This is a genomic window from Testudinibacter sp. P17/SS/0325 (assembly GCF_053570765.1).
In genome coordinates this window covers 2,273,340-2,288,123 of record NZ_CM131635.1, presented here as the reverse complement: position 1 = coordinate 2,288,123, position 14,784 = coordinate 2,273,340, and the positions used below count along the sequence as shown (strand labels likewise).

The following is a 14,784-nucleotide window of genomic DNA, read 5'->3' as shown; positions in this document are numbered from 1 at the left end:
AAGGAGTTTATGCATGAAAGTAGCAGTTTTAGGGGCAGCAGGCGGGATCGGTCAGGCTTTGGCGTTATTACTGAAATTACAATGTCCGGCAGGCACGGAACTTTCCCTATATGACATTGCGCCGGTAACGCCGGGCGTGGCGAAAGACATCAGCCACATTCCGACCGCAGTCAAAGCCGAAGGCTTTGCCGGGGAAGATCCGACCCCTGCCTTGGTCGGCGCCGATTTGGTGTTGATTTCCGCCGGTGTCGCCAGAAAACCGGGCATGGATCGTTCCGATTTGTTTAATATCAACGCCGGCATTATCCGCAATCTGATCGAAAAAGTGGCGGCAACCTGTCCGAAAGCCTGTATCGGCATTATCACCAATCCGGTTAATACCACCGTGGCGATTGCGGCGGAAGTGCTGAAAAAAGCCGGGGTGTACGACAAAAACAAATTGTTCGGCGTGACTACGTTAGACGTGATCCGCTCCGAAACCTTTGTGTCCGAATTGAAAGGCATTGCCTTGGATAAAGTGAAAGTGCCGGTGATCGGCGGACACTCCGGCGTCACTATTCTGCCGTTGTTGTCGCAAGTGGAAGGGGCGAGCTTCAGCGATGAAGAAATCGCCGGCTTGACCAAACGCATTCAAAACGCCGGTACCGAAGTGGTGGAAGCCAAAGCCGGCGGCGGATCGGCAACCTTATCCATGGCGCAAGCTGCGGCGCGCTTCGGCGTTTCGGTGTTAAAAGGCTTGAGCGGGGAAAGTGCGGTTGAATACAGTTACGTAGAAGGCGACGGCAAATATGCGCGCTTCTTCGCCGAACCGGTACGTTTGGGCAAAAACGGCGTGGAAGAAATTCTGCCGATTGGCAGCTTGAGCGCGTTTGAACAACAAGCAATCCAAGATATGTTGCCGACCTTGAAAGCGGATATCGAATTAGGCGAAAAATTCGTAAATAACTGAGTTTGATTCGCTATGCCGTTAAGAGAAGCCGCTACAGTTGTTAGCGGCTTTTTGCCATGTGATTTGTAAGACGAAGCGGAGGATTTATGCAGGGAGAATGTCTGTGTGGTGCGGTTAAATGACAAATTGAAACCAATCATCATGTAGTGGCTTGTCATTGTGCAATGTGCCGGCAATGGGCGGGCGGTGCTTTTTTCGGGCTGGAGATCGATGAAAAGCCACGTATTAGTGGATTTGAAAATATTATGCACTACCGTTCTTCTGAGTGGGCGGAGCGGGCATTTTGCCAAAAGTGCGGTACACATCTGTATTATCATTTATTAGATTCATCAATGTATGAAATTTCGGCTGGTTTATTTCAGCATGAAGAAAATCTTAAATTAAGCTTGCAAATTTTTACGGATAAGAAAGCAGAGTATTGTGATTTAGCCACTAAAACGCAGATGTTGACAGCACAGCAAGTATTGGAAAAATTTGGGAGTAATTAATACCTCGCCGTTGAAATTCGGCGAAGCCCGTCAGGCACATAACGGATCAACCACTGCTGTAAATTTCGTATTTTATTATTTCCAGAAATGAAATTGTTTTGCGGCGTTAATGGGTTTTTCGCCGAATTGTAAAATTTTACTTTTCTGAACCGGCTATTTATAGTATAGATCTATCTTGCATACACCATTAAAAAGAGGATAATTTTATGCAAAATCTTCACAAATCTTCACAAATCTTCACAAATCTTCACAAATCTTCCTAGAAGCCTATGCCTAATCGGGCTCGCGGTGGTGCTTGGTGGTTGTTCCGCTTCTGCCGGTAACTGCTTTGATCAAGCCTTCTTGCAAAAAAATCTGATCAAAGGGAAAACCACGCCGGCACAAGTTGAACGGTTATGCGGTTCGCCGAAAAGGGCTTCACAAGGTTCCAACGGCCCTAGCACCTACGTTTATTCACATTCTAACCGACCGGGCAATAATCCGCTTTTTGGGCGTGTCGTCGACGCTATTCCGGGATTACAGCAGGTCGTCTCAGCCAGTGATGTTTATGACGGTGCGGCTGCAGCCACCGGCGCCAGTCGCAAAAACCTAATGGTGATCTTCCATAAAGGAACCGTTTCTTCCTACACCCTGTCCAGTGATTCAAACTAAATCATTTTACAGACAAATCATATCTGTTATTCGCCGCCTCTTGTGTCACCTCGCAGGGCGGCTATTTTTATAGCGGATTCTTTCACCGTTTAGCAGCGATTTTTCGAAGTTTTTCGATGAATTGTAAAATTTTACTTTTCTGAATCGGCTATTTATAGTATAGATCTATCTTGCATACACCATTAAAAAGAGGATAATTTTATGCAAAATCTTCACAAATCTTCACAAATCTTCACAAATCTTCACAAATCTTCACAAATCTTCCTAAGGCTCTATACCTAATTGGGCTCTCAGTGGTGCTCGGTGGATGTTCCGGCTCGATGGGAGGGGGTAATTGTTTTGACGACACTTTCCTAAAACAAAATCTCATCGCAGGCAAAACCACCAAAGCCGAGGTGGAAAAATTATGTGGTTCTCCAACTTCCAGCCGTAGCGGTGCTTCTCCACTTTACCAATATGATAGCACGAAAATGGGGCTTCAAGGAATGCTGGGAACATTTGGCTCCACGATTAGTTCAGCTATACCGGGAGTGGGTGGTTCACTCGAAGCTGCTGAAAAAGCAACAGATATAACCTCGTCGCGAAAAAATTTGACCGTTTATTTTTATAATGCCAATGGCACAGTGTCCGGTTATAGTTTAAACAAATAAAACGGTTAGCTAATTGATATAAAATCACACTATTACATATCTTGTTTAAAGCCATTATTGCTAAAAAAGACCATTTTTAAAGCCATCGCTACCGAGATTAATCCGAGCGGTGGCTTTTAATTTTCCAATAAAAGAGAGTGGATAAACTAGCAAAAATCTGTGCCTTGGATTCGTGGCGAATACGACAATAATTTTATGAGAAGAATTCATCAATCCGATTTCAGCATTGCAACGCGAAAAAAAGGGAGTATTCTAAACATACGTGATCAAGGAAAAACGCAACGAGAGGAAATATGGCAAATACGAAAAATTATTATGAAGTGCTAGGAGTTAGCAAAGACGCCAGCCTGAACGAGATCAAAAAAGCCTATCGCAAATTGGTGCGCAAATATCACCCGGATATCAGCACCGAAACCGATGCCGATAAAAAAACCAGCGAAATTAACGTCGCCTATGAAACCCTGAAAGACGAAACCAAACGGGCGGAATATGATGCGATGTTGGCGAATCCGTTTGCCGGGCAACAGGCGGGCGGCGGTTTTCATCGTCAGGATTTTGATCCGCAACGCCACGGTTATCAGTATTACGGGTTTGACGGCAGCCATTTCGGCGACGGACAACCGTTCGGCAGCGGCGATTTTCGTTTTGATGATATTTTTTCCGCGTTCGGCAGCGCCGGGCAAGGGCGGCGCCAAACCTCTCATTCCGGTCCGATAGCCGGCGAAGATCAACATGCGGAATTGAGCATTGATATTGCCGCCGCTTATCACGGCAGCGAACGCAGTTTGAGCTTGGACATGCCGACCCTGACGGCAGACGGGCAAATGACCTATGCGCGCAAAACGCTGCACGTCAAAATCCCGAAAGGCATTATGGAAGGACAACAGATTCGCTTGCGCGAACAAGGGCTGCCGGGCTTTAACGGCGGCGGCAACGGCAATCTGTATTTAAAAATCGGCTTCCACCAATCGGCGGAACTGTATGTCGAGAACCGCAAAGATGTTTACCAACGGATTGATATTATGCCGTGGACGGCGGCGCTCGGCGGTAAATTGGATGTCGAAACCATTGCCGGTAAATTCAGTGTCAATATTCCTGCCAACAGCCGCAACGGACAAAGTTTACGTTTGAAAGGCAAAGGGATTCCGGCGAAAGAGGCGGGCGATTTGTATCTGTTGCTGAATATCGCCTTGCCGCACAGCGACAGTGACGCCGATAAAGCCGCTTGGCAGCAGTTAGCCGATCATTATGCAAATAATCAGTAAGTAAGGGATAGAGGGAATGATGAATCTAGAACAAGATATTCAGCTAACGTTTGAGGAAATCGTGTGCGCCTGCGACGGCAACGCCGAGTGGGTGGTAAGCGTGATCGAGGAAGAGATCATCTCGATTGACGGCAATCCGCAATCCGCCAGTTTCAGCGGGTTTCAGCTTGCCCGCCTGCGCCGCGCGCACCGAATCAGCCGCGATTTTGAAGCCAGCGTACCGGCAACGGCGTTAATCCTGCAATTGTTGGACGAATTGGAAAGTCTGCGCAAAGGTTAAAAAATAACCCGCCGATCATGTTGTTCGCAAACATAAGCTGCAACCTGTTCGGCGTACCCTTCTGTCCGGCAACCGCACTTTGCTCTTTAATCCGGAAGTTTCGCTAGAATTTTGCAGCAATATCGGTTTTAGCGATATTGTTGCCAAACGCTTTGATGTCGGGATCCGCCTGGGCGATGATGTGGCGAAAGATATGATTGCGGTGCGGGTGGCGCCGGATTTGCAAATGTGCGTGGTTGCCAGCCCGACCTATTTGGCAAAGTGCGGTTTGTCGCTTCCATTTACGATTAAAAGTGATACAATAGTATCACTCTTTTTGTTTAGGAGCATAATGATGAAAGTTGAATTAGTGACTAGCTTAAAGCGGCAAGCCACGCGGATTTTAGCCGATCTTCACCACTCCAAAGAGCCGGTGCTAATTACTGAACACGGCAAGCCGTCGGCTTATTTAATTGATGTTGATGATTACCAGTTTATACAAAACCGCTTGGCGATTTTGGAAGGAATTGCACGTGGCGAACGGGCAATTATTGAACATGAGATCATTAATCATGCCGCAGCCAAGGATAAACTGTCGAAATGGCTGAAATAATTTGGACAAATCCAGCGTTAACGGATCTGAATGACATCGCCGAATATATCGCATTAGAAAATATGCCAGCGGCGCAACAACTGGTACAGAATGTCATGCAAAAAGTTGAGCGCTTGGCGTTGTTTCCAGACTCTGGTCGGGTTCCGCCTGAATTGATCGGATTAAATTATCGCGAAATTATCGTGCCGCCGTGCCGGATTTTTTATAAACGATCACAACAAACAGTTTATGTTCTGTTTGTGATGCGGCAAGAGCGGGATCTGCGCAAGTTTATGTTGGCGCATAGTCAGTAGAACCATCGTCGATAGGGTAAAAGGCACAAAGTGCGGTTCGGTGCAACCGCACTTTGCGATCTTAAAACGGTAAATTGATAAAAAACACTAACAAAATCGGCACCAGAATATTGATGATAAAGCCGTAGCTGATTGCCAATGGTACAACTTGCATGCCGCCGGAGCGTTGGATCACCGGCAGGGTGCAGTCAAGTGCGGTTGCGCCGGTGATACCGACGGCGGTAGAGCGGTGTTGCTGCATAAAAAACGGTACTAAAAACAGACTGAGAATTTCGCGCGCCAGATCGTTGAAAAAGGCGATACTGCCGAACACCGGCCCCCATGCGTCATTGATCATCACACTGGAAAGGGAATACCACCCAATCCCGGAAGCAACGGCTAAACCCTGCGATATCGGCAGGTTTAAAATAAATGCGGCAAGCGCGCCGCCTGCCAAGGCGCTGACGGTGACGATAACCGCGGTGTAAATGCCGCGTTTGTTGAACAGCACTTCGCGCAGCGCAATGCCGTTATTGCGCAATTGAATCCCGATCAGAAAAATCAAGGCGATCAGGACATAAGTGCTGCTATCAAGCGGAATCGCCAGATGTCCTTTGCTGAGAAAACCGATAATAAAACCAAGCAATACCATCGAGGACATGAATAACGAATCCAACATTAGGCGCAAACGTGACGGCATTTCTTCGTTGTGATGTTGCAGCGGGCGCGGGGATATTTTGTCGTAAATTGCCAAGGATAAAATATTCAACCCCATAATCGCCGCAATAAAAGTGAGGGCGGAAACGGCGATCACCGGCAGTGTTGCCGCCAGATCGTCCATTTGTCCGAGCGACAGCCCCATAATCAATAAAATCAGATATAACAACATCATAACTGCTTTATTGATCCGATTCAGCCACGCACGGTTGTTGGTTTTGATTAGATATCCGAAAAACATCGGCGCTAAAACAATTAATAATCCACCAATCATAATTACCTCATTGAAATCGAACTGCGATTATAACGAAAAACATGACATTAAACATATTAATAGCGGGCTTTTTTTAGTAAGCTGTTGTCAGCCGAGTGAGGCAAACTAAAAAACGGGGTCAATATGTATTTAAAACAAGTTGATGTGATTGGTTTTAGAGGTTTGAATCGTTTATCGTTGCAACTGCGCTCCAATATGGTGCTAATCGGGGAAAACTCGTGGGGGAAATCCAGCCTGTTGGATGTACTCAGTTTGATTCTCAATCCGGAAAAACGCCTCTATCAATTTAAACCGAATGACTTCCACCTTGCGTTGGAAGAGTATCAGGAACTCTCGCCGGACAATCCCATTCCCAAACGTAATCACCGCTGCATGGTGTTGTTTACCTTCAGCGAAAGCTTTCACGGCGAACAAGGGCGGCAGGAATGCCAATTTTACCGTCCGCTGTTTTCTGCCCACGAAGACGGCTATGCGCGGATTTATATGCGGGTCAGTGGCGAGCTGATCGACGGCAAAGTCAGCACCGAATACTCCTTTCTCGATGAACAAGGCAACCAGATTGAACTGCGCAATGCGCGCAAATTGGTTGCCCTGATTATCTCCCGCCACCCGGTTTTCCGTTTTCGCGACGCCCGTTTGCAGCGGCACTATCATACGATCCGCCCGTTTTGCGTGAAAGGGGAATGTGAGGGCGAGAGGGATATTTTGCAGGCGGAAATCCACGCCGTTGCGTTGTTGCTGCGATATTATTTTTTAGATAACCAAGATCGTTTGTTGTGGCAGCGGCAAATGCACGACACCACCAAAATGTGGGGGCAAGTCAAGTCATTATGCCAGCGTCTATTGGAAGACGAAAACGGCGGGTTAAAAAAGCGGATTTTGTATTACCTTTCTTCGATGTTTGAACGCGGCAAGGGGATTAAATTCAGCAAACAAACCCGTCCGATTATCCTGTTTGAAGACTTGGAAACCCGTTTACATCCGCGCATGGTGGCGATCGGTTGGGAATTGGCAAGCCATTTGCCGCTACAAAGGGTCACTACCAGCAATTCGGTCGAATTGTTGGCATATGTACGCTTGGAACATATCTGCCGCTTGGTCCGCTATGAGACGCAAACCAAAGCTTATCAATTGGCACGGCGCGATCTGGGCAAAGAAGATATGCGCCGCCTCAGTTTTCATGTGCATTACAACCGCAGTTTGGCGTTGTTTTCGCGGATTTGGGTGATGGTGGAAGGGGAAACCGAGGTCTGGATTTTGACCGAGTTGGCGCATTTGCTGAATATCAATCTGGAAATGGAAGGCATTCGGATTATTGAATTTGCGCAAAGCGGCTTGCGCCCATTGATCAAATATTGCAAAAAAATGGGGATCGAATGGTTTGTGTTGACCGACGGCGATGCGGCAGGTTGGAAATATTCCGACACGGTGAAAAGCCTGATTGAAGATAACGAATCGGTGTACAGCCGCTTATTAACCTTGCCGAAGAAAGATATCGAGCATTTCTTTTATAGCGAGGGCTTTGAAAATGTCTTTTATCGCTTGGCAAACCATGTGCCGCAGCGCAATAAGGTGGTGAGTAAAATTATCCAACGCGCGATCCAGCGTGCCTCTAAGCCCGATTTGGCAATCGCCTTGTCGGATGAAATGGCAAAGCGCGGCGCCAATTCGATTCCGTCGTTATTCAAACAGATGTTTTATAAAATTATGCAGTTGTCAAAAAATCAGGAGCGGGTTTGAGCGGTAAAAGATTTGCATTGGGTCAAATTTTTATGTTATACCTATAGACATGACACAAGTTATTCGTTTTATTCACTTTTATTTTGATTGTGTCATATCCGACCCAAAAACCTTAAAGGGAGAAGTAGTATGTTACATTATTCCGTTATCTTTTTTGTGATCGCATTAATTGCCGCAGCACTTGGATTTGGTGGTATTGCAGGAAGTGCGGTCGGCATTGCCAAAGTGTTGTTCTTTGCTTTTTTAATCCTATCGGTGCTTTCATTTCTATTCGGACGCCGGCGTTAGCGCGGCTCATTCTGTGCACTAATCCATAGCAAAACGGCAATCGCCCGATAACGATTGCCGTTTGTTTATTTGCGGATACAGCAGTGTAACTTATGATCTGACATTTAGGTCAGCAACGACTGCTTTTGCGCTATCAATGCGGCCTTGTTGTGCCGATTCCAAGGCACTGTCCAAATTGTCAATCAACTGATCCAGTTTCGTAGTGGTGTAGTTGACATCCGATTCCAAACGGTAGTTAGGTACGTTACGGATCTCCGCTCCGACCGGAATTGCCGATAGCGTGTTTGTCGGGGCATTGGAACGGCTGTTGAAACAGAATCCGGAAATGAATATTGACTTGCAGTTTTCCGATTCGATTGTGGATTTATTGGAAAATAAAATTGATATTGCGATTCGCGGCGGTTTAGGGGCATTGCAAAATCCGAATCTAATTGCGCGCCATTTGCTGGATATTCAACGGATTACCTGTGCCAGCCCGCGTTATCTGGAGGAATCCGGATTGCCGACAAAACCCCGCATGATCTGTTAAAACACCGTTGGATAGCTTCTCAAAATCCGGCGGCACATCGCCAGTATTTATACTTACAGCAAAGCAGGGCAGAACGACATTGTCCTCACGCCGCAGGTCAATGTGATTTGCGATAATATGCTGATCAGACCGGCTTCGGTCAGCTCGATTTTACGCGTGGTGCGGTTAAATAAGGGTAAGCCGATGTGTTGTTCCGGCAATTTCAGCAAATGGCTGACCGAGGGCGAAGCGATTTGCAGTTTGCGCGCCGCCGCGGCAATGCTGCCTTTGGTCACAATTGCATGAAAAACCGTCAGATAACCGTAAATTGAACCGTTGATTTGCGTGGGCATACATTCCCCTTATTTTGAGATTAACGATAAGATTACCGTAAAAAGGAAAGGGTGGTAGATTTTTACCTTTTAACCGCACTTTACTGTTTTTCACGGGTTCAATTCAAAGTGCGTCATTAGTCAATGTCGAGTGCGGCAAACACGTATTTGAATATTGTTTGACCAGTTAATTATGCTAGTATGTGTTTCAGCGTATTGATCCGGAAAGGAGGGTAGCGTGATGAAGAAATATTTAAAACAGGTGCTGTTACTGTCTGCGGCTTTATCGGTGGGCGGTTGTACGAGCGCGATGTGGGGCAGCGGCACGGCGGTAGGTACGCAAGATATTTACCACCGTTTGGGCGAAGACAAGGTTCATGCTTTCGGTCATGTCCGTACCGACAGCGGGCAATTGCAACAAGGCAGCCTGGTCATGATGGGCGAGCGCTACTGGTATGTGGTGGAGCCGCACGCATCAGAAAGATTGCTGCCCGCTTTGAATGCAAAGCTGCAACACCGCTATCAGATTTTTTCTGTCGAGGGCAGAGAGCGGCTGACTGAACTGCCGGTGACAATTGAAGATACCGTTGGAAAATTCAATAGCCGCTTTTGTCTCAGATATCCTCTTGAAACAAGCCAAAACAGCAAACAGGCTGCACAAGAAAATAAAGTTTTGCTGGCATTGCGCTTTCGTCAGATAAGCCAAGAATCGTCATTGACGACATATGAGCGTTGCTTTTGGCAAAATGGACAATTGTATGATAAACCGTTGCAAGTGAAGCAAAATTATCGGTTTGAACAGTATGTGCCGGTGAAATTGCAGACAGTCGAGCATAAAACGGTGGTTAAAAGTGGGCCGAATCTGTTGAGAAATATTGTGTTGACGCCATTCACGCTGGTGGGGGATGTCGTTGTCACGGTGATTGCCGTACCGGCTTTCATGATTGCCGACCCGAAATTCGGGTTTTGACCCATCCCTCATAACGCCCTGATGTGTCGATTTTGCGGTTGCTAATGCGAAAGCAAAGTGCGGTTTTAGACGCCGTAAATTCCAGTTTATGCGCTATCACCGCGATACTGCTTTTGGTCACAATCACCTGAGAAACTGTAAGCCGCCTTTATTGCGTAACAAATTCGGTGTAATGGCGATAAATTGTTTGTCTTGCAACATATCTGCCGATTACTTCAGGTAATCTTCAAAGCGCGGGGTTTCCGATGTTTGTTCGACCTTTTTGCCGCCCGATGTTGTCGGTCTGTTCAATTTTTCCCGACTGAATGCCCAGTTCAAACAGATTGAAAATCGGCATAGCAGCGACATTTAGGCTTATAATGGACTAGAAAGTGCGGTTAACATGGCTATTTTTTCAGTATACTTTTCATCGATTATACCATTTCCTGTTCCCATGCCCCGCGTGTATCCACATTAGCGGCAAGTGCCAATTTTTCAAGGGTGGCGATTTCGTCAGCGCTCAAAACCAATTTGGCAATAATCCAAAATACCGGCCTCTTCGGGGGCGCGATACAGCAAGCGGTAATGATTTTGTACCGCACTTTGCTTGCGAAAATTAATGCAATTTCAACGACGGTTTTAAGAAACGGTTAATCCGCCCGACCAGAATGTTTTAGTACAGCCGTGCAGCGCACGTTGGTGCATTCGATACAGGGAAATGCAGGCGATCCGTGCCAACCGTCGGTGGGTTGCAGTGTTTTTTAGCGGAGGCTATGTCGTTTTCATCAGTAACCGTACAAACGGTGTCGCAGGCGTATTTTTCACTTGTTGCGGCGTGGCGAATTGTTCAACCTGTCCTTGGTGTAACACTAATACTTTTGTGCCTAAATTGAGCGCTTCTTCAATATCATGGGTTACAAACACGATCGTCGTGCCGAGGGTTTGCCACAGTTGTTTAATCTCTTGTTGCAGCAGCTTTCGGGTGACGGGATCTAAGGCACTGAACGGCTCGTCCATTAAGATGATGTCCGGTTTCGCTGCCAAAGCGCGGGCGATGCCGACACGCTGTTTTTGCCCGCCGGAGAGTTGGTGCGGATAACGGTCTTTTAACTCATTATCAAGATTGACTAACGGCAGCAATTCCGCCACACGTGTGGCGATGGCTACTTTGGGGCGTTTTTGCAAACTCAGTACATAGCCGATATTTTCAGCGACGGTCAAATGCGGAAATAAACCGTTTTCCTGCACCACATAACCGATTTTGCGCCGCAATTGCACCAGATCAGCCGTTGCCAGATTTTCACCGTAAAGCGTAACCGTGCCGCTATCCGGTTGAACTAAACCGTTCAGCATTTTTAACAACGTGGTTTTACCGCTGCCGGATTGTCCGATAATCGTGATGAAATCACCTTGCGCAATTTGCAAACTTAATGGGCAAAGTGCGGTGCGGTCGGCAAAGGTTTTACTCACATTGCTCAGTCGGATCATTTTAATAGCCCTTTGGCTTGTAAAAAGGCTTTTGCCACCGCTTTTTCATCTTTATGTTCGATTTCGACTTCGGCATTCAGCTTTGCCATGTCGGCGTTGGAAATTTGATTATCCAGTTTCGCTAAAATGGTGGCGAGCTGCGGATGGCGGCTTAATGTTTCTGTTCGGATCACGGTGCCGGCATAATAATTCGGATAAAAATGTTTATCATCTTCCAGCACGGCTAAGGCACTGTCGGCTAACTGTCCGTCGGTGGTAAACACATTGATGACATCCACTTTACCGCTCTGCGCCGCTTGATATTTTAACCCGATATCTAAGTCGTGGGTTTGTTTAAAGTTGATGGCATACGTATTTTGTAAACCTTGATAACCGTCTTCCCGTTCGAAGAAATCATATTCCGCGCCGAATGTCAGTTGATCGCTGAGTTTAGCTAAATCGGAAAAGGTGCGGATCTGCCGTTTATCGGCTAAATCGGCACGCACGGCAATACCGAAAGTATTATTAAAACCGTAGTTGCCGAACCAAGTTAAACCTAGCTTTTTATACTCTGCTTTGAGTTCCGCCAGTAATTTTTCATCATCGGCTAGCGGTTGTTTTTTCAATACGTACAACCAGGCGGTGCCGGTATATTCAGGGTATAAATCAAACTCGCCTTTTAACAGCGCCGGATGAATGTTCGCCGTGCCGCCGCCGATCCCTTTTTTGATCTCCACTTTCAGTTCGCTGTCTTGCTCGATTAATAATGCCAGCATTTCCGCAATGATAAATTGTTCCACCATCGGTTTGGTGGCGATTTTGATCGTGGTTTGTTCCGGCTTGCAGGCGGCAAGTGCCAAAAGTGCGGTACACAGTAATAACATTTTTTTAAGCATTTGCTTTCTCCCATTGAGATTTTTTCGCTAACCAAGCACACAAGCTGTCCGCCGAAAATGCCAGTAACATAATTAATAGGCTGCCGCCGACGGAAAGTGCGCTATTGTTGGTGGTGATCCCGCGATAAATCGCCACGCCCAAGCCGCCTGCGCCGATAAAGGAAGCCACGCCGGCTAAAGAAATAATCATCACCACCATGGTGCGAAAGGCGGTTAAAATCGACGGCAACGCCAGCGGTAATTTGATTTTATATAACAGCTGCCAACGGCTACTGCCCATCGCGTCCGCCGCTTCGATAATCGCCGGATTGATTTGGCGAATGCCGGTATTGGTCGCGCCGATCATCGGCAGCAAGCCGTAAAGGGTTAAGGCGATTATCGCGGTCAGGTTGCCGATCCCGCTAAACGGTAGTAACAAACCGAACATCGAAATTGACGGAATGGTATAGATAATATTATTGCTGTGCAGAACAAACGGCGCCAGTTTCGGCTTTTCCGTAATCCATAGCCCCAATACGATTCCAATCAGTGCAGAACCGAATATCGCCACCGCGGAAATCGCCAAATGTTCAAGGGTAAGCTGGCAAAAAAACTCGCGCCGTTCCCATAAAATTGTGAGCATTATGCTGTCCTGTGCTTTATTCACTTTTTAGCTGAAAATTAGTCAATACTATAACGGAAAATGCGAATAGATGTTGAGTTTTAATCTGTTTTTTCGCGTGAGAAGCATAGGAATGAGATTATAAAAATAAAAAATCTACGCCTTAATGTATGGATTCTATCGGGTTGCAGCGTAGATTGTATTAGATGTAAAGCGCATTCGGTTATTTGACAACCGTGATTGTCCATGAAGCATTGCCGATTTGCTCGAAGTTAGTCACCTCATAACCTTCTTCGGCAGCCCAACTTGGAATCGCTTCGGTTGCTTGTGTGCAGTCAAAATCAATGATTAGACCGTCGCCTTTGTTTAATTTAAGCATGGCTTCTTTTGCTTCAACTAATGGAAAAGGGCAGACTAATCCGTTGGTTTCAAGTTTGATATTCATAACGATTTTCCTTATAAATTAAATTGCGCCCGCCAATTGTTGTTGCTGCGGACGAATGATCGTGAAGTAGGCGGCAAACCAAGTGCCAAGAATCATCAAGGGTAACGAAAGCCAGCCTTGCCAAGAAAAGAATGCGGTTTCAACTAAACCATTACCGATTGAGCAGCCGCCGGCCAATGTTGCGCCGATTCCCATTAGCGTTCCGCCAAAAGCACTGCGTAATAAAGTGGTGCTATCCGGAACACGAAAACGGAATTCGTTACTGGCTTTGGCGGCAATAAATGATCCGATTAAAATACCGAGGACGAGAAAAACACCCCAGTTAATATATTTACTGTCGCCGGTAATCAAAAACTGGATAATATTCGATGACGGTCCGGTGATACCCAAGCCGAAGTGCCGCCCGGTTGCCACACTCAACGGCCAAGCCATTAAGGCGATTAAGCCGACTAAGGTTGCCGTGATAAAGGGATGCCAGCGTTTTTCAAAAAGAATATGGGCTAATCCGGTTTTCTTTGCTTTTAAAACGGCTAATTTTGCTTTGGGTTTATTTAAATGCTTAAACGCTAAAAACAACGTGACCGTACTTAATAATACGACAAGCCACCAAGCTGAAATACCTAAGGTTTCATAAATGGTTTTCTGTTCAATAGAATGACTTCTTAACGCATTATTAAAATCAGCCAAAGGTCCGGTGCGCATCATTGCGCTAAATAACATATAGGTAAATAACGCAACCCAACTCCCGATTAAGCCTTCGCCGGCGCGATACCAAGTGCCGGTTGCGCAGCCGCCGGCGTAAATAATGCCGATACCAAAGACAAATGCCCCGATTAATACCGCACTAAGCGCAAGATTTTCAGCCGGAATTTCTAACACGCCAAAATCGCGTAAAATAAATAAACCGACAGATTGCACGCTAATCGCAATCAGTAAAGCGATAAACATTTTATTACTTTTGGTGACGTACATATCACGGAATGCGCCGGTAATACAAAAACGTCCGCGTTGCATGACAAAACCTAATAATAATCCACAAAATAAACCAGTAATCAGCATATAACCTCCTAAAAAATGGAATTTCATTATGTGGAAAAATATTCAGGAGAGAAAATAACTTTTTTAGCGTATTTATAACGGTTTGTTATGAGGTTGTTTATATAGTAAAAAACCCGACTGTAGCCGGGTTTTATAAGACGGGATTTTAAAATGGTTGTTTCTATACTATTAGGATATGTAAATTATAAAATTATTTCAAATCAAATAGTTAAATTAAATTTTGGTTTTTATATTATAAGTAATGTAAAAATAAAGTGTAAGGGTTAGATTTTATTTTGGGGATATCTAACAAATTTGTCACTGTTTTTGCTATCACTTTTGTAATTCCCCCTAAAATAGCACAATTTCATAGTAGAATATT

At 45.8% G+C, this 14,784-nt stretch carries 18 protein-coding genes and 1 pseudogene; 12 read left to right on the top strand and 7 right to left on the bottom strand.

Translation table 11 applies throughout. From position 1 onward, the window contains the following. Nucleotides 1-13: 13 nt before the first annotated feature. The 8 genes from mdh to ACWA50_RS10880 all read left to right on the top strand — a co-directional run bounded on the left by mdh (nt 14) and on the right by ACWA50_RS10880 (nt 5,168). Nucleotides 14-949, top strand: a complete 936-nt coding sequence (gene mdh, locus ACWA50_RS10915) for a malate dehydrogenase (RefSeq protein ID WP_431052457.1) — start codon at nt 14-16, stop codon at nt 947-949. 164 nt (nt 950-1,113) lie between these two features. Further along, on the top strand, nt 1,114-1,437 hold the full coding sequence (locus ACWA50_RS10910) for a GFA family protein (RefSeq protein WP_449343105.1): 324 nt from the start codon (nt 1,114-1,116) through the stop codon (nt 1,435-1,437). A gap of 291 nt (nt 1,438-1,728) precedes the next feature. Beyond that, nucleotides 1,729-2,088, top strand: a complete 360-nt coding sequence (locus ACWA50_RS10905) for a hypothetical protein (protein ID WP_431052453.1) — start codon at nt 1,729-1,731, stop codon at nt 2,086-2,088. A 320-nt stretch (nt 2,089-2,408) separates the two neighbouring features. After that, nucleotides 2,409-2,738, top strand: coding sequence for a hypothetical protein (locus ACWA50_RS10900; RefSeq protein ID WP_431052451.1), 330 nt, complete (start codon nt 2,409-2,411; stop codon nt 2,736-2,738). Between the two features lie 293 nt (nt 2,739-3,031). Beyond that, nucleotides 3,032-4,003 carry a DnaJ C-terminal domain-containing protein gene (locus ACWA50_RS10895; RefSeq protein ID WP_431052449.1) on the top strand — a complete coding sequence of 324 codons (972 nt, stop codon included), beginning with the start codon at nt 3,032-3,034 and terminating at the stop codon, nt 4,001-4,003. A 16-nt stretch (nt 4,004-4,019) separates the two neighbouring features. Further along, the gene (locus ACWA50_RS10890) at nt 4,020-4,283 is read left to right on the top strand and encodes a chaperone modulator CbpM (protein WP_431052447.1); all 264 of its coding nucleotides are present in this window, start codon (nt 4,020-4,022) and stop codon (nt 4,281-4,283) included. Between the two features lie 79 nt (nt 4,284-4,362). Further along, nucleotides 4,363-4,875: a type II toxin-antitoxin system Phd/YefM family antitoxin gene (locus ACWA50_RS10885; RefSeq protein ID WP_431052445.1), complete on the top strand. Its 513-nt coding sequence runs from the start codon at nt 4,363-4,365 to the stop codon at nt 4,873-4,875. Beyond that, on the top strand, nt 4,863-5,168 hold the full coding sequence (locus ACWA50_RS10880) for a type II toxin-antitoxin system RelE/ParE family toxin (protein WP_431052443.1): 306 nt from the start codon (nt 4,863-4,865) through the stop codon (nt 5,166-5,168). Before ACWA50_RS10885 ends, ACWA50_RS10880 begins: the two co-directional genes overlap by 13 nt. Nucleotides 5,169-5,229: 61 nt before the next feature. On the opposite strand, the gene ACWA50_RS10875 is transcribed toward ACWA50_RS10880, so the two are convergent. Then, nucleotides 5,230-6,138: a lysine exporter LysO family protein gene (locus ACWA50_RS10875; protein ID WP_431052441.1), complete on the bottom strand. Its 909-nt coding sequence runs from the start codon at nt 6,136-6,138 to the stop codon at nt 5,230-5,232. 123 nt (nt 6,139-6,261) lie between these two features. Between ACWA50_RS10875 and ACWA50_RS10870 the strand changes: the two genes are divergently transcribed. From ACWA50_RS10870 to ACWA50_RS10860, 3 genes are all read left to right on the top strand, one after another. Further along, nucleotides 6,262-7,878: a DUF2813 domain-containing protein gene (locus ACWA50_RS10870; RefSeq protein WP_431052439.1), complete on the top strand. Its 1,617-nt coding sequence runs from the start codon at nt 6,262-6,264 to the stop codon at nt 7,876-7,878. Nucleotides 7,879-8,007: 129 nt separating this feature from the next. Then, entirely contained in the window at nt 8,008-8,166 is a 159-nt protein-coding gene (locus ACWA50_RS10865) for a DUF1328 domain-containing protein (protein WP_431052437.1), read from the top strand. Between the two features lie 280 nt (nt 8,167-8,446). Next, on the top strand, nt 8,447-8,695 hold the full coding sequence (locus ACWA50_RS10860) for a LysR substrate-binding domain-containing protein (protein WP_449343104.1): 249 nt from the start codon (nt 8,447-8,449) through the stop codon (nt 8,693-8,695). A 128-nt stretch (nt 8,696-8,823) separates the two neighbouring features. On the opposite strand, the pseudogene ACWA50_RS10855 reads toward ACWA50_RS10860, so the two are convergent. Next, nucleotides 8,824-9,015 (bottom strand): annotated as a pseudogene (locus ACWA50_RS10855) (helix-turn-helix domain-containing protein); the annotation flags it as partial. Between the two features lie 229 nt (nt 9,016-9,244). On the opposite strand from ACWA50_RS10855, the gene ACWA50_RS10850 reads away from it, so the two are divergent. After that, complete coding sequence (locus ACWA50_RS10850; protein WP_449343103.1) at nt 9,245-9,976, top strand: hypothetical protein; 732 nt, start codon at nt 9,245-9,247, stop codon at nt 9,974-9,976. A 750-nt stretch (nt 9,977-10,726) separates the two neighbouring features. On the opposite strand, the gene ACWA50_RS10845 is transcribed toward ACWA50_RS10850, so the two are convergent. The 5 genes from ACWA50_RS10845 to ACWA50_RS10825 form a co-directional block, all read right to left on the bottom strand. Then, nucleotides 10,727-11,443, bottom strand: a complete 717-nt coding sequence (locus ACWA50_RS10845) for an ATP-binding cassette domain-containing protein (RefSeq protein ID WP_431052433.1) — start codon at nt 11,441-11,443, stop codon at nt 10,727-10,729. Further along, on the bottom strand, nt 11,440-12,318 hold the full coding sequence (locus tag ACWA50_RS10840; RefSeq protein WP_431052431.1) for a glycine betaine ABC transporter substrate-binding protein: 879 nt from the start codon (nt 12,316-12,318) through the stop codon (nt 11,440-11,442). The genes ACWA50_RS10845 and ACWA50_RS10840 overlap by 4 nt, the downstream gene beginning before the upstream one ends. Beyond that, nucleotides 12,311-12,940, bottom strand: a complete 630-nt coding sequence (locus ACWA50_RS10835; RefSeq protein ID WP_431052429.1) for an ABC transporter permease — start codon at nt 12,938-12,940, stop codon at nt 12,311-12,313. Before ACWA50_RS10835 ends, ACWA50_RS10840 begins: the two co-directional genes overlap by 8 nt. Before the next feature lie 202 nt (nt 12,941-13,142). Beyond that, nucleotides 13,143-13,364 (bottom strand): sulfurtransferase TusA family protein, encoded by a 222-nt coding sequence (locus tag ACWA50_RS10830; protein WP_431052427.1) that lies wholly within the window; start codon nt 13,362-13,364, stop codon nt 13,143-13,145. An 18-nt stretch (nt 13,365-13,382) separates the two neighbouring features. Then, complete coding sequence (locus ACWA50_RS10825) at nt 13,383-14,423, bottom strand: YeeE/YedE thiosulfate transporter family protein (protein ID WP_431052425.1); 1,041 nt, start codon at nt 14,421-14,423, stop codon at nt 13,383-13,385. Nucleotides 14,424-14,784: the final 361 nt, after the last annotated feature.

Bases quoted from the DNA above. Each gene is read 5' to 3' on its own strand.
- mdh (WP_431052457.1), top strand. From the start codon at position 14: ATGAAAGTAGCAGTTTTAGGGGCAGCAGGCGGGATCGGTCAGGCTTTG.
- ACWA50_RS10910 (WP_449343105.1), top strand. From the start codon at position 1,114: ATGTGCCGGCAATGGGCGGGCGGTGCTTTTTTCGGGCTGGAGATCGAT.
- ACWA50_RS10900 (WP_431052451.1), top strand. From the start codon at position 2,409: ATGGGAGGGGGTAATTGTTTTGACGACACTTTCCTAAAACAAAATCTC.
- ACWA50_RS10895 (WP_431052449.1), top strand. From the start codon at position 3,032: ATGGCAAATACGAAAAATTATTATGAAGTGCTAGGAGTTAGCAAAGAC.
- ACWA50_RS10890 (WP_431052447.1), top strand. From the start codon at position 4,020: ATGATGAATCTAGAACAAGATATTCAGCTAACGTTTGAGGAAATCGTG.
- ACWA50_RS10880 (WP_431052443.1), top strand. From the start codon at position 4,863: ATGGCTGAAATAATTTGGACAAATCCAGCGTTAACGGATCTGAATGAC.
- ACWA50_RS10875 (WP_431052441.1), bottom strand. From the start codon at position 6,138: ATGATTGGTGGATTATTAATTGTTTTAGCGCCGATGTTTTTCGGATAT.
- ACWA50_RS10870 (WP_431052439.1), top strand. From the start codon at position 6,262: ATGTATTTAAAACAAGTTGATGTGATTGGTTTTAGAGGTTTGAATCGT.
- ACWA50_RS10865 (WP_431052437.1), top strand. From the start codon at position 8,008: ATGTTACATTATTCCGTTATCTTTTTTGTGATCGCATTAATTGCCGCA.
- ACWA50_RS10845 (WP_431052433.1), bottom strand. From the start codon at position 11,443: ATGATCCGACTGAGCAATGTGAGTAAAACCTTTGCCGACCGCACCGCA.
- ACWA50_RS10840 (WP_431052431.1), bottom strand. From the start codon at position 12,318: ATGCTTAAAAAAATGTTATTACTGTGTACCGCACTTTTGGCACTTGCC.
- ACWA50_RS10835 (WP_431052429.1), bottom strand. From the start codon at position 12,940: ATGCTCACAATTTTATGGGAACGGCGCGAGTTTTTTTGCCAGCTTACC.
- ACWA50_RS10830 (WP_431052427.1), bottom strand. From the start codon at position 13,364: ATGAATATCAAACTTGAAACCAACGGATTAGTCTGCCCTTTTCCATTA.
- ACWA50_RS10825 (WP_431052425.1), bottom strand. From the start codon at position 14,423: ATGCTGATTACTGGTTTATTTTGTGGATTATTATTAGGTTTTGTCATG.